General features: G+C 45.4%; 9 protein-coding genes. 2 read left to right on the plus strand and 7 right to left on the minus strand.

What is annotated here, in order from left to right; translation table 11 throughout:
* The 7 genes from ABW391_RS01850 to ABW391_RS01880 all read right to left on the minus strand — a co-directional run bounded on the left by ABW391_RS01850 (window position 1) and on the right by ABW391_RS01880 (window position 12,463).
* Window positions 1-3,597: a hypothetical protein gene (locus tag ABW391_RS01850; protein ID WP_353480112.1), complete on the minus strand. Its 3,597-nt coding sequence runs from the start codon at window positions 3,595-3,597 to the stop codon at window positions 1-3.
* A 47-nt stretch (window positions 3,598-3,644) separates the two neighbouring features.
* On the minus strand, window positions 3,645-4,022 hold the full coding sequence (locus ABW391_RS01855) for a hypothetical protein (protein ID WP_353480113.1): 378 nt from the start codon (window positions 4,020-4,022) through the stop codon (window positions 3,645-3,647).
* Between the two features lie 17 nt (window positions 4,023-4,039).
* Complete coding sequence (locus ABW391_RS01860) at window positions 4,040-5,473, minus strand: hypothetical protein (RefSeq protein WP_353480114.1); 1,434 nt, start codon at window positions 5,471-5,473, stop codon at window positions 4,040-4,042.
* A gap of 196 nt (window positions 5,474-5,669) precedes the next feature.
* Window positions 5,670-7,190 carry a hypothetical protein gene (locus tag ABW391_RS01865; RefSeq protein WP_353480115.1) on the minus strand — a complete coding sequence of 507 codons (1,521 nt, stop codon included), beginning with the start codon at window positions 7,188-7,190 and terminating at the stop codon, window positions 5,670-5,672.
* Between the two features lie 3 nt (window positions 7,191-7,193).
* On the minus strand, window positions 7,194-10,472 hold the full coding sequence (locus tag ABW391_RS01870; protein ID WP_353480116.1) for a hypothetical protein: 3,279 nt from the start codon (window positions 10,470-10,472) through the stop codon (window positions 7,194-7,196).
* A 3-nt stretch (window positions 10,473-10,475) separates the two neighbouring features.
* Window positions 10,476-10,775 carry a hypothetical protein gene (locus ABW391_RS01875; RefSeq protein WP_353480117.1) on the minus strand — a complete coding sequence of 100 codons (300 nt, stop codon included), beginning with the start codon at window positions 10,773-10,775 and terminating at the stop codon, window positions 10,476-10,478.
* Window positions 10,775-12,463, minus strand: a complete 1,689-nt coding sequence (locus tag ABW391_RS01880) for a hypothetical protein (protein WP_353480118.1) — start codon at window positions 12,461-12,463, stop codon at window positions 10,775-10,777. Before ABW391_RS01880 ends, ABW391_RS01875 begins: the two co-directional genes overlap by 1 nt.
* Before the next feature lie 113 nt (window positions 12,464-12,576).
* Between ABW391_RS01880 and ABW391_RS01885 the strand changes: the two genes are divergently transcribed.
* Window positions 12,577-13,473 carry a hypothetical protein gene (locus ABW391_RS01885; protein ID WP_353480119.1) on the plus strand — a complete coding sequence of 299 codons (897 nt, stop codon included), beginning with the start codon at window positions 12,577-12,579 and terminating at the stop codon, window positions 13,471-13,473.
* 12 nt (window positions 13,474-13,485) lie between these two features.
* Window positions 13,486-14,502 (plus strand): metallophosphoesterase, encoded by a 1,017-nt coding sequence (locus ABW391_RS01890; RefSeq protein WP_353480120.1) that lies wholly within the window; start codon window positions 13,486-13,488, stop codon window positions 14,500-14,502.
* The last annotated feature ends 101 nt before the right edge of the window (window positions 14,503-14,603 follow it).

Here is a 14,603-nt window from a genome sequence, read left to right on the forward strand (position 1 = left end):
TCAATATGATCCTCCACCACTGTAGCCACCACCACCACTGTAGCCACCACCACCATTGCTGCCACCATTACCATTTGAACTGGTACTTGTACCTCCGCCACTGCCACCGCCGCCTGCGGCAAAGGTCACTCCACTGCCAGAGGCAGTGCGAAGATTGTTGCTGGTCAATGCTTCAATAACTTCAACATTGTTGATAGTGGCACCATTTGTGAATATCTCGGTGGGCGTAGAACGTATTTCATACAAATCACCAAAGAATTTTTGTGTGTCCAATGGAACCAAAACTACTGAACTTATAATTGTGCCAAGCTCCCGATGTAGGTACGCGGCTAGTTCTGAGAAATAAAATGTATCTCCAAAATTCCATTTGTCAATACTAAAGTAGGTGTTCATAGCCGCAACCACACTACTTTTGATTTCGCTCGAACTGGCAGTTGAACCGCTGGCTCTGATGACCTTGATGGTACCACGCAGATTGGCATCTGCTTTGGCTCCAAACAGGGGTTTGAATATCACCGAATTCAAAATAATATTATCACTCAACATTTTGTAATTTTGTAGGCCTTGATATTCAGTTGATAATTCATCAATGGTGGGTACCGCAGGCTCAATAATAGTTCCTGTAGTATCACGTATCCAATTTTGATAAGCAGTGTAGTAATTCAAGGTCACAACATACAGGTCAATGATATTGGTTGTGCCTGGATCAATTCTAGATGTGAGTGGCGCATTGTGCCGATATTGGAAATACAAACTTTGACGTCCAATTCTGGCAATCCATTCGTCAGTGACATCAACCAAGGTTCTTGTTCCTATGTAACTCACTGACAACTGATAGAAATCCTCTTGTTCATAGGCATAAAATACCTGGCCCGGAGTCCATGCACTTTTTTGCAATTCAATCTCGTCGTAGGTGCCATAGTCACTAGTCACCACATCTGGCTCTACCAACAGGTAGCGTTGCAGGTTGTCAAAGTCCACGGTCTTTTGGAGATAGATATATTTTTGTGTAGAGTTTACAGTTGGTGCAACAATTTCACTAAAGAAATCAGGATTGTCTGGTACACCATCATTGTCACTGTCTCGATATCCTACCAGTACCTGGAAGTCATCAACATAGCCATCGCTTTCTACAGGTTGTCCAATAATGGTCATGTAGATATCGCCTGACAAATGATCTGTTGAGTCTGGTTGAGTGTTCACTGCCAGCACATTGATAAAGTCCTTGATCACTGTGCCTGTGCGGCTGTCATAAATTTGTCCGCCGTCATAGTAGAAGAAACGTGTTTGTAACACAGATCCAAATGCATATGCCAGGCCGCGAAAGGTGGTAGTATAGTTTTGATTTTGCACAACAAATTGTATCAACCATGATGCATCTAAATTGGTACCTGACGTGTTGCCAGCATAGGTTTGGCTCCAGGCGGCATCCGGTGCTAGGTTGGTGCTGGTAATTAGATACCAGGTACTAGGCGTTCCAGTAATGTCGCCATCGTTGTCGTACCCTAGGCCAAAATTACGATTCAACAAAATTTGTTCAGTAATGCTTTGTTCTATACTCACTGGTAGATCAGTAACAAACAAAGGAATAATAGTATCAACCAGCGCACCTGTGGGCACAAAGTTGTTGAGTGCAACAGGGCCTGCGCCAGAAGGCAAGTTACCGAGACCGTTGTTGTAGCCCGACCCTTCGATGCTGATTGGGCTGGCCCAGATTTCTAACTTCTGATCTGCGGAAGTTGGGACACCTGTTTGTAATTTATTATTCTTGTCAAAATATTGACCGTCAGGTGGTACAAACTTGATCAGGCTGCCCACAGCCACATATTTGAATGCTGTGGTTGTAGTCGGTCCCACTGGAATAGGCGAGCCTGTAGGGAAGGCAGTTGAATAAACTGCATTTTTAAAGTAGCCTGTGGTTTCGTTGGCCAACGTAGTGCTTTGCGTCCAACTTGCATCTGGTACCCAGGTTGTGCCGCCATATGTGGGCAACAAAGTGGCTGTGACTCTAGGAAAGTTTTCATAATAAAACTGGCGCATGGTGTTTGCACCAATGGCCGGCTGAACTTGATTGGTAGTAAAATCAGCAATTTCATTGCGATTGGTCCAGGAGAACAAGATAGTGGGAAGAATATTTTGTTCCCATAGGCCGCCGTCGCTGCCAAATGTGTTGGTGCTGGAATACTTGCCTGTGTTGTCCACAAGGTCAAGATAACGACTAGTACCGATTGACGCACGATTTAATGCCTTGCTTTTCACAATTGAGTTGTATTGTGTGTAAGGAAAGAGGTTGTAGTCTTCTCCGTTGACCATGCGGTTTTGTGTGTAATATCGAGCAGGAGCACGTTGTTTGATAGCATCAATAGTCTCACGTGCTTGACTGTTTGAAACAGGTTGAGTGATACCGCAAGTGAATGTTAGAGTTTCGAGATTACCTAACCGGCTAATGTAACTGATTGGAATGGTTACACTTTGCATCTCTTCAGGATTGATGATATATTGTAGACCATTGCTTGCACGGACATAAGCACGGAATGTACCTACTGGGATTTCGCTGAACACGCCATCACCAAATACCATGGTAATTTGATCGTTTGTTCTGGAAGTGACCGAGTAGATGGGACGTAGATCTGTGGCTGTCTGTTCAGCACCGGCTGAGTAGATATTTTCTGTATATGCCCACTCGCGATTGATATTACCAACGTTGTCTAATTGAAACAACCAACGATCTTCATTGTTGACACCTTCAATGTTGATGTTTACAGTACGATTGCTGACTTTTTCTGCCAGGTTGAAATCTTGATTCTGGAGCACACCTTGCTTGAACATGAAGAAGTAGCCTGTGTTGGCTGATTGAAAGCCCAGGCTGTCGTTACGAAACAACACATTAAATGGCACATTGGCTTGTGGGGGAGGCTCGTACAGATAAGTTTCGCCTACTGATGTGGATGTCATGGCTTCAAATGGCATGCTTACTCCATCCACTGTGGCTGTGTACGGTACCACTGGCAAATAACCCCGAACCAAGTTGATACCAAATTCGCTGGTGACTACTCCCAACAAAGTTTGTTTGTTGCCCGGCTGCCCGACTTTTTGTGTGTCAACTAGGCTGGCATTTATAATTGCAGTAAATTGTTCTTGCCAATCTGGATTGGTCTGGTCTGCCCAATTGACAATAAGGTTAGAAAGATTTACACCCTGGTAATCCACAACATTTTCTGTGGTTTGAACTGAGAATACTTTAAGCAAGCCTTGTGCGGCAATGCTTCGCTTGGCGGTATAACTCACAAGGTTTGCCAGTTGTACCACTGAGTCACGACGCTCGGCTGTGTCTATGTAGTTTTCTCTAGTGTTTAGATCTGTACGGAAGGCCAGTGCCTGCCCCATGAACGCAATAACATCCAACAAGGCAATGTATTCTGACGATTCAATATAGTCATTGAATGTTTCTGGATAGTACAAACGCAGGTAATCAACAAAACTTTTGCGCAGAGTTTCAAAATCATAACTTTGAAAGTCGGCTTCGCGATAGGTTTGGTAGATTTGTTTCCAATCTTCTACGCCAAATATCGCTGTTTGTCTAGTTGTTTTTGCCATTATACTGAGCCTCTTCTTTTATTTATGGAAGTTAAAAACCGCTCAGTTTATACGTAACTTGCTGAACGTTGTTGCAGATCAAAGAAGATACTCAGTCGTTGGGCATTGTCGCTGGGTATTACCTGTAGTTCAATTTCAAGCAATATGCCATTCTCTTGTGGATATACCTGTGTGTCGCTGATGTAGATTCTTGGATCTCCTCCGGCTACCCGTTGTACTTCAGCAACTATACTATTTTGTAATTCTTCCAATTGGTTTTCAAACAAAAAGTCCCATAGCACCGTACCATATGCAGGACGGCCAGGTAGTTGGCCTTGTCGTATATTAAATGCGTTCAAGAGGTCGCGTTTGACCAACGCAAAGTCCGTGAGAGTGAACTTTTTGTATTGTTTTTGTGTGTTGAATCCAATAAATGTTTGTGCCATATGGTATTTATGGGTGCTTATTCACCCTCCCCGCGTCCCTCAATCTTCTGACTCAATATGTACAATCTTTCTTTTTGTTGTGTTGATATTGCCGCAATGGCTCGAATCTTTGAAAGAATAGAGTTTAGATCTAGATCTGTTCCTTTGATTGCAGTTTTTTCGTCAACTGTCAAGGAATTATAAATTTCAGATACCTCTACTGCTTTTGGCACACTGTTGATGTTGTAGTTGTTACGAATCGTATCACGTTCAGAGTTGAGTGCATTGTATTGTGCTTGTGTGATAGTCTGTTGATTTTCTAAGGCTGCAAATTTTGGATCCAAGGCTGCGAATTTTTGTTCGGCCGGAAGTAACCAATCGGTGAGGAATGCAGTTGCCTTGGCTGTGTAATTGCTTGCTGTACCTGTGTTGGCCCGGGCTGTGTAACTTGGTGTAGGTATTTTTGGATCGCCAACAACTCTAGTGCTGGCTGCATCCAGTGTGGCACGATTTACTGTGTCTGTCTTGGGTACAGGAATATCTTGTTGTTTGAATGCTGTGGGTATTTTTGTGTTGACCAAGTTCACAGCAAATGCGCCATCACGAACAGCACTTGAAAAGGCAGCTTGTGTTGCACCTGTTGCATCTCCAGGAATAGGCAGGCCTTTAACAAATGCTTCTGCGTTGGGCAAACTCTTCGCGGCATTTAAAGCCATACCAGCAATGCCTTGACTGGATAAATTTTGCACAGGAACCCCCACTGCACCTAGCCCTGCCACACCTTTGGTCATGAGATCCTGTTGTATCAAACTCTGTTTGCCAGCATTGCCCAACAAATCACCGGCACTCTTGATTCCATCTTTGCCGGTCCAGGCCGCAGGACTTTTTGCCACACTAGAGAATAAACTTGCACCTTGAGATGCCAGGGCTGCCACACCAGGTTTGATAAATCCTGCTGTTTCCAATTGTTTTAGATCAAACCCAAATGATCCAAGACCCTTGGTATTGCTGATGGTACTAGAAGCCTGCCCTGTTAAATTCTTTGCTTGTGCCAACACACCATTTACTTCTGGCACACTCATGGGACCAATACTATTTACAGCACCGGTGTCACCGGTGATACCACTGGCAACTTTTGAGAAGTTAGCGATATTAATAGGATTGGTGACAGGAAAACCGGTAATGGTTTTGTTTATAGTCTGTATAGACGAGACTGCTGTGGATCCTTGTATGACCGCGGCATTGACCAGGGCCTTGCCTGCATCTACAGCCCCAGCAATAGTTGAAGAAATGGCGCCCGAGGCTGCCGAGACTGCGGGACCTATGGCCGCGGTTAACCCAGCGGCCGTTGCGGCTAATGATCCGCTACCAGCACCACCAGCGGCACCAAGGGCTCGGCTGATTGATCCCAATGGTGCAACACTGCCTACACTACCGAGAGCGCCTGCAATACCGCCTTGTGCCTGTTGCAAGGCACCTTGAGCACCTGCAAGGCCACTGACTGCTTGCGAGGCCGCAGAGAGGCTGTCGCCTGGTTTGAATCCCACTAGTGAACCAGTTGAATCTTGTTTCTTAAAGATTTCTTCGGCTTGATCTCTTGTGAGGCCATCGGGCCCTTTTATGCTAAATGGTTTTCCATCGCTACTGGTAAATGAGAATTCAGCCATGTTATTTTGCCTGTATTTCTATGCCTGGCGGCACTGGTTCTGCACCCGGTGGTGGACTGGGTTTGCCCTCTTCAAACGCAACCTCAACATCCACACCTTTGTTATGGTATGGATAAGGTTCATGTGTGGGCGCACGACTTACTGTGCTTTTTAATCCTTCGGGTTTGACTATCCATCCCCGACTGGTATCCCATTTGGTATCATCCAACAATGTTGTGGTCAACGGTTGTGGTTTGGTTACTGTGCCCGCAGCAGGGCCGTTAAGATCAATTCCGCCTGCTTGCAATGCCAGTGCAGAACCTGCACCCCAAGATCCCGATGCACTGTTCAGCACAAGTGTACCATCGGCCTTGACTCCAACTGTGCTTTTGCTATACAAAGTAATGTCTTCTTGTGCTTGAATACTCAAGAATGTATTGGTCTCCAACTGCATATCTTCTTTGCTCTTGACTTTGAAGTTACGACCAGCAAACATATTGATGTCCCGATCAGCATGTAAATTAATGTCTCCTTTGGTGCGCACATTTACACTGTTTGTGGCATACACATCTACTGTGCCTTCTACGCCAAACTCCAGCCAGGCCTGTCCATTGGCATGAACAATATAGAAAAAGTTTCCACTATCGCTCATGGTAATTTGATGGCCTTTGCTGGTGCGTAGTCTAACTAATGCGTTGTTGCCTTCAAGGTCGCCATCATCCATCACAAGACTATGCCCCCCAACTCGACCAATTACCTGGGCATCACTGGGCTTGAGTGTGCCTGCATTTAATTTAGTTCTGATGTCAGTGGGCTTCATTCCGCCTTGATAGATAGGAATTCCTGGTGTGCTGATACCAAATACTGCACTGGGGCTTTCACGTTGGCTACTGGAATTAATTGTACCACGCTCGTTGTCTTTGATTAATCCTTGTTGTAGCAATGCTTGTGCTACTACCCCTTGTACTGGTTTTATTCCATCAAAAAATCTTGGGCTGTTGAAAAGATCTGTATTATTTGTGTTGATTTCTGTCACAGGCAACCGTGTGGCACCATCAAAATATGTTTTTTGATTTTTGTTTTGCACGTCCGCTTGTGACACTGCAACCGAAGCAAGGGCCGGTACCATGCTACCCAAGCCTTGATCCGGAATCGTACCAATGTAATACCCTTGACTGCGGTCACCGTTCACAAAAATGCACATCACAGTAACACCCACGTCAGGGGGAGTGAACCACATGCCATAACTGTTTTGATTGCCTGGATATTTTCCGTAGTTGTTAGAGTTGGATGTGCCTTGCAGTGGAGTGGATCCATAAAAAGGCGGCATATAACTCACCGTGGTCCATGTGCTGTCATCTTGCATGTTCTGTTCAGTGCCGGCTGCAAATGCATCAATATACACACGCAAGCGACCGGCACGTGTGGGATCTACTGTGCTCATGACCACTCCAGAGAAGGGCCCAAATTCTGCAGGCACGCCCCCACGATCTAATTTGTAATTACTGGAACGTCCTTTACTGCGTTGTACACTTTCTGCCATCGATTAACCTCCGTCTGTAGCAATGTCTTGATTGCTGGGATTTGTTGAACTAGTGGGATCATCACCTCCGGCTGGTATACCGTCTTCTAGTTGTGCCAATTGAGTATCAGTCAGTGTGTCTTGTCCTGCACTCACACCCGGTAACTTGGGTGGCCCGATGTTGAACTCTGTAGACACAGTAATTGGATTTCCGTCACCGTCGGTAGCGGCACCTGGTGGCCCGGCTGGTCTTATGTTGATACCTACATTTTGTGACAATGTATCAGCGTCGACTCCGGCATTACTCGACGAAAGCCGAGTGATAGGTTGTTTTCCAGATGCCTGCTGTGCGCCTAGTGCGCCGGCCGATGAGGCACTTTGTCTATTGAGTCTTGCGGTTTCGGCGTCAGTTTGATTGGTATCTGTTTGATTTCCCAGCCTTGATGTAATGGACGATCCACTGCCAGGCGCTCGTTGCGCCGCGGCCAATTGTGCCTGGGTTAGTTTGCCTTGACTGCTGGCCGCACGTCCTTGATCTAGTGAATCGCTGGTCACAGCACCAGCGCCAGCATTCACAGTGTTCTTTTTGCTAGGCAACGGAAACTGATACAGTGTGCCTTCAATGGTTTGATAGAACGCACCTTGTCTAAATTCACTAATAATTTTAACAGCCTGATATACTCTGCTCTGTATGGGTTCTCTTGCTTTGTTGGCACGACCACTGTAGCCGCCGCCATAAGGATCCGCCACTCCGGTGTTGAGGTCATAATCTTCTGGCCGTTGCCACACAATTTCAAACAGCACATCGCCAGTTTCAAAACTGATACTGCCGTCTTCGCCAAATCCAGTGATGTCTTCTATTTGATTTGCGCCTGGTTTAATTTCTTTGAACAGACTACCTTGTTGTATCCAATCAGGATCGCCAAGAATCTTTACCTTGGCATTGGCCAAGTCACCGGGACTGAACAAATAATCAGCCGCATTGGCAGCAGTTTCGTTGAGTCTAGTGTCTGACGAACCTTGTGTGCTTTGTCCACTGGTCACTGCATAGTTGTACTTGGCAATATCACGCAGGCTTGATGTTGCGGCCTCACGTATTTTTGCTGCCGCACTATTTTTAGGATCGCTACCGCTCACAGTGATACTGTACAAGGCGTTCATGGTTTCTTGATATTCTAACACCGCAGTGTTTTGTCCCGTGAACCAATAAGGATAACTTTTGTGTACTCCAGCAAATCTACTGGGTGGAAAATACTTGCTGTTAAAATTTTGCAATCTATAAGGCTTGATGGTGTAGGTGATATCAAACGCATGATCATTGCGTTTGGGATCAATACCGCCGGGACGGGGAACTGCATTCATTATGATATTGAACCATGTCATGGGTGAATTTTGTTTATCCGTGTTTGGTACTTGATAACCATCGCTGTTTTGTTTTACCAAGGCCTGGTCCAGGATATAGGTGCTGTTACGAATAGCAAGTTCAATTGCTTGTGTGATCATTTGTCCAGCGGTGATACTAAAACTACGTGACATGTTGTCCTGTGCTTGTTTGGACTGATCTAATCCTTGTGTGTCTCCGTTTTTTCCAGCTAGGGGAGCCCCAGATGCTGTTCGAGCTTTATCTTCCTTGTTTTGTGGTATGGTGATTTTGGCATTTTCAATTGCTGACGCAGGTATAACTTTGCCATCGTATCCTATACCATCTACAAATTTGATAAAATATCTATCGGCTATGTCAAAAATAGAAGTTGATTGGCCTTTTTGTGGTCTAGTTAGTTCTTCTTGGAACTCGGTAAGAGCACCCATTAGTCCTTGGGTAACAGATTTTTTTGTGGTGGGTGCGGCAATTGCTTTTGGTGGCGCACGATTGGCGGCCGCAATTTGTTCAGAATCGCTTACATACCCTACAGAACTGTTTGTGGTTGAGGTAGTTGATTTACCCGGAGTGGAGGCAGCAGTTTCGGTCCCTGTATATATTACATCACCACCTAGTAGTTTTCCTACCGAAGTGCTGGTAATCTGCATGTCATGTGGGACAGATCCACGAGCGGTGTACCCTGCGATCAATTGTCCTTGCGGCACACAATCCCATTCATAAGTGACCATTTTGCTGCCAATGCTCCAGTTAATGGCGGCCAACTTGAATGGGATGAATTTTTCTATTGCGGCTCCACCACTGGCACGAACCTGTACTGGATTGCCGTCGGCACCCTGGCCATAAAATCTTATCACTGCCAAGTAGTCAGCCGCGGTGTAGTTGACTTTGCCACTGCCGTCTTTTTGTTGCAAGTTGGCCACAGCGGAATATAGATTGTCAATCAGTGTGATACCATTGGCTTCATTTACTACCAGTTTCATTGTGGCGGTCATGTGGCTGGCACCAGTGGCCTTGCCCAATGGACTAGTATCTAGAGTGAGTGAGTCAATGTAGTAGTCGTACGGAAAGAATGGATTGCGTCCACTGTCACTGGCCGAAATATTGGCAGTACCCATGCCTTGTTTTTCACCTCCACGATTGACAGGTGCGCCGCCATCTTGGAACAGCAAAAAGTAACCATCAATCTTTTTTGTTTTGCTACGCAATAATCTTTCATACTGTGACGCACTCAACAGGTACACTGATATAGAATAAGTGTAACTGGCAAATTGATCCAAGGGGTTGGGACGCGATTGAATTTTTAATGCGTTGCTGGCAGCATTGGCATTGGCTTGCACAGTTTTTGTACTGTTATTCTTGGCATCATCAGGAGGTGCCGCAACACCTGGTTCTGTAGTTAAATCAACACCGCCAGGTATACCTCCTGGATTATATAACTCTCCCGTCTCAGGATTTTTTCTAAGATTAGATAGTGTGCCGTCCTCGGCTCTGACATTGATGCCTTGATCATACCCGTTGGTGGCTTGTGTTTGTTCCGTGGTTCTTGTTTGACCATCAAGTCCCTGATCACCACTGTATTCAGACGTTGTGGTTGTGTCTGCGTTGGTGGGTGTGATAGTGTCAGGTGCCACTATACGACCGTTGGCGCTGACTTTTGCTGGTGTTGGTGCGTTGGGTCCTCGAGATGCGTCATCTCTAGCTGCCTGACTGGCTGTGGCCGGAGGTGGAGTTTGAATGGCATTTATTTGCGCTTCGAGACCGGCAACTTGCCCTGGTATGGTTGCTACTTCACTGGTATACCTTGCTAGTATTGCCTGATTACCTTGTAAATTTCTATTGAGTGAGGCCAGCCCGTTTTGAGCAATGCGATATCGTTCTTGCAAACGACGAATTTCTGCTTGAAGTTCTACGGCTGTGGCCATGGATTAGAACCCCAGGGCTGATTTCAGCGTTGACAATTTTGGCAAATAAATCAAGGTTCCTACTTTGAAGTCCATGGGTGGTGCTTGTAGTGTGTTAGGGTTGCGTTGATAAAACACCCACCATAGACCTGCAATGCCATACAAGTCAAATGCCAACAGATCTGGTCTATACTGATAGGTAATATTAATAGTAAATGTTAGGTCATCACTTTCTTTGGGTATGGGTCGGTTGACCATGGTATCAAGAAAAAACTGACTGTAGGTAGTCTCAAAATATGGACTGGTTGCGTCGTATTGTGCCATTACCAGAATCCTCCTTTGAGTAGGTCGCCATTGGCAAAGCCTTTGAGACTGAACTGTTGACTAACTTGACTGCGTGACTGTACAGGTATCAATGTGATGTCTATTTCCATTTTGGTTGGTACATAACTGGCCGGCACATTGTTTGTGACACTGCCTGCTACTGTGTTGGGCGACGGAGTTGGCGCTTGAGCACCTTTTGGTAGCAAGGCATTTACCAATCTGCTCAATCCGGCTAGTGATCCGCCTGCTGGCAAACTGGCACCTGCTGGATTGTAGCGATTGTTTAAATTCAGGCCAAAGTTGTTGGGATTGGTTGTTCTTATGTAGTCCACATCGTTGGGCAAGGTGTAATTAAATGAACTTATGACCACTGGGTGGTCTGAAAACTGATAGCCACCAAATCCGTTTAATAAACATATAGGAGGCGGTGTGCCACGTTGTGGATCCTGGCCATAGAACATTTTGGTTGCTGATCTGAAGAAATGTATCACTGCCAATAGGTAGTTGGCTTCTGTGGTATTTTGTGCTGTGAACGTACCACGTATCTGTATGTCGCCCACTCGTGAGTTCTTGTAGAATAGTCCGCGATAGTTTGAATGCGTCAAATCATACTGCTCATAGTTGGCACTGTAAGTTGTAGTAACGGTCGGAGTGTATGGAAATATCACGCCATTAGTTCCGCCGCTGGCAGCCAGTGGCGCCAACACACCAGCCGGTGTAGCATTGTACAAATACTGTGCGCCTGGTCCAAGACTCAGTCTCACACGCCAGTCAGTGTTGCCTGGTTGTTTGTAACGTGCTTGTACTGTGGCTTGTTGTTTTGCTCGTTGTACCATTGCGGCAGATTGCGCTACCTCATCAGCCACAGCATCGTTGGCGCCTTGAAAAAGATCTACAGTTGCACCGTTTTCCTGTACACCAACTCCGTCAATTGCAACCTCTGCTGGTGGGTAGGTTGTGGGTTGTACAGCCTCAATAGGCATACCAAATTGATCAACTGGATTGCCACTGCTGTCAACAAAGCCTCCCGAGCCTTCTGGATCAGGATTTACATCAAACCCTTCACCACCAGTGCCTGGATCAACCAGTGCGGCCGATTGGGTTAGATTATCACCAGTGGGTATCAATGATCCATTGGCATCAACAGGCTGACCATCACCGTTGACAAATCCACCAAAACCATCTGGAAATACATTACCAAATCCTTCACCGCCGGTGCCTGGATCAACCAGTGCGGCTGATTCAGTTACATTATCACCGGTGGGGATCAATGATCCATTGGCATCAACAGGTTGCCCATCTCCGTTGACAAAACCGCCAAAGCCGTCGGGAAATACATTGCCAAATCCTTCGCCACTGTTGTTTGCATCGACTGCGGCTTTTGTTTGTGGCAATGCTATTTTGGTTACAGTATAGCCACTACCCACAAAGGAACTGGCGTAGTCATTGGGGTTTTGTGAGTATGCATCAAGTTCGGCTTGGCTGTTGAACAAGTATGTTCCATCAGGGTAAGACACAGAGATAGGAGGACTAGTAGTGGTCGATGACTGTGGCGTTGATGCTTGAAATTCTGTGATTTTTGTATCTGTTGTTGTATTAGGTACTGTGTTGGTCGTGGGGGCATTAGGTGGATTTGATACCACTGTGGTTGTACCACCGTTGCTGTCTGATCCTGTTGGGTTTGCCATGTTAGTGTTCCTATGTGTTATTTACCCATTTCTAAAACGGCGTCTTTTAAGAAACAGGTTGACAACTGTTGTAAATGTGCTACAATAAGTACATATTAGGAGACTGGTCACACATGACTTTATTACCCAAAGCGGCACCTCGTGTCAATTATCTCAACAACAGAGATATCTTAAAAGAAATTCATCTCAGTAAAAACAACTACTGCTGGTATCAAGACAGAGCAATGGATCACCAATTTGATATTATTTTGCCGTCAATAGACAAGATCAATCAGCGTACTATTGCCGAAGCAAGACGTAACAAAGCGGATCGACTCAAGCGAGAAGGCACTATTGTAGACCCTAAAAAGATACCCAACACAGAAATTGTGTTCCGTATCACCTGCTGGGATCACATACCCAAGGCACCCAAAAAAATTACCAAGGCTGAAGCCAAAAAGCGAAAACTAGAAGAAATTTTAGATCTGGATGATGTGGTAGAAGAAGATCCATTGGCAGATATCGTGGACGTTCCTGTGCTGGACATGAATCATGTGCGTGTGAACTTCCCACCATTTGAACATTTTCGATTAGATGAAGACAAGAAGCCGTTTATTGTTGGCCGTAGTCACTGGAAAGGCGACTTGGTCTCAGGAGAGTTTTCCAAGGACCACGGTGACATGACCAAGAAACTGGCCCTGATGTTTATGAAATTATGCGAAAGATATGCTACAAGGAGTAACTGGCGTGGATACACATACAACGAAGAAATGCGAGGACAAGCCTTGCTACAACTCAGTCAAATTGGGCTGCAATTTGACGAGTCAAAATCGCAGAACCCTTTTGCGTATTATACTGCCGCTATCACTAATAGTTTCACTCGTATCCTGAATATTGAGAAGAAGAACCAAAACATTCGCGATGACATACTAGAAATGAACGGACTCAATCCTTCATGGACACGTCAGAACTCTGGCAAACACAGTATGGCTGCCATGTCCGGACCGGTTGTATCTAGCTTGGATGAGTAGTATACTAGTTAGATGACAAATCTATTCCGGAAGGCTGCGGTCTTCACAGACATTCACTTTGGCTTAAAAAGCAACAGCACTCAACACAACGAGGACTGCTTGAATTTTGTAAAGTGGGCAACTGCCAAAGCAAAGGCCGAAGGTTGCGAAACCTGCATGTTCCTGGGCGACTGGCACAATAACCGTGCCAGTCTAAACATTGTCACACTGAACTACAGCCTACAAGCACTGGAGCATATGAATGACAACTTTGAACATGTGTATTTTATTCCTGGTAACCACGATTTATATTATCGCGATAAACGTGACATTCAAAGCGTGGAGTGGGCAAAGCACCTCCCTCGTGTGCAAATCTGCAATGATTGGTTTAGCCATGGTGATGTCGTTATTGCCCCTTGGCTATGTGGAGACGATCATAAACGCATACCCAAACTAAAGGGCAAATACATGTTCGGGCACTTTGAACTGCCCGGATATCTGATGAATGCCATGGTAGAGATGCCGGATCACGGCGAAGTACGCAGAGAAGACTTCACGAACTTTGAGCATGTGTTTACTGGACACTTTCACAAACGCCAGACCAAAAAGAACATTACCTACATTGGCAATTGCTTTCCGCACAACTATGCTGATGCCGGAGATGACGATCGCGGTATGATGATACTAGAGTGGGGGCAGGAGCCAGAGTTTCATGCTTGGCCAGATCAACCAAGATATCGTGTGTTAGGTTTGGCTAGTATCATTGATAACGCACCTACTTTGCTTGCAAAAGACATGCACGTTCGGGTGCAGTTGGACATTGAGATTTCGTATGAGGAGGCCAACTTTGTCAAAGAAACTTATATCCAAAAATATGGGCTGAGAGAGATGGCCCTGATTCCCAACAAAAATAGTTCGGTAGACACTGACATGGCTCCCGGTGAGGTCAAATTTGAATCAGTAGATCAAATTGTAACTGATCAAATTACCAACATTGAATCCGAATTCTACGACAACAAGTTGCTGTTGAAGATTTACCAGACTCTATGATCTGGTATCTTGGTGATGTGTTGAATATTTTATCACTGCAAGTTCAAAATGTCACACAACATCTTGGCTGATTTTTAGTAGAACTAAAAATTATTAATTTA

This window comes from Haliscomenobacter sp. (assembly GCF_040403615.1).
In the GTDB taxonomy this organism is placed as follows: Bacteria; Bacteroidota; Bacteroidia; order Chitinophagales; family Saprospiraceae; genus Haliscomenobacter.

Bases quoted from the DNA above. Each gene is read 5' to 3' on its own strand.
- ABW391_RS01855 (WP_353480113.1), bottom strand. From the start codon at position 4,022: ATGGCACAAACATTTATTGGATTCAACACACAAAAACAATACAAAAAG.
- ABW391_RS01870 (WP_353480116.1), bottom strand. From the start codon at position 10,472: ATGGCCACAGCCGTAGAACTTCAAGCAGAAATTCGTCGTTTGCAAGAA.
- ABW391_RS01880 (WP_353480118.1), bottom strand. From the start codon at position 12,463: ATGGCAAACCCAACAGGATCAGACAGCAACGGTGGTACAACCACAGTG.
- ABW391_RS01885 (WP_353480119.1), top strand. From the start codon at position 12,577: ATGACTTTATTACCCAAAGCGGCACCTCGTGTCAATTATCTCAACAAC.
- ABW391_RS01850 (WP_353480112.1), bottom strand. From the start codon at position 3,597: ATGGCAAAAACAACTAGACAAACAGCGATATTTGGCGTAGAAGATTGG.
- ABW391_RS01875 (WP_353480117.1), bottom strand. From the start codon at position 10,775: ATGGCACAATACGACGCAACCAGTCCATATTTTGAGACTACCTACAGT.
- ABW391_RS01890 (WP_353480120.1), top strand. From the start codon at position 13,486: ATGACAAATCTATTCCGGAAGGCTGCGGTCTTCACAGACATTCACTTT.
- ABW391_RS01865 (WP_353480115.1), bottom strand. From the start codon at position 7,190: ATGGCAGAAAGTGTACAACGCAGTAAAGGACGTTCCAGTAATTACAAA.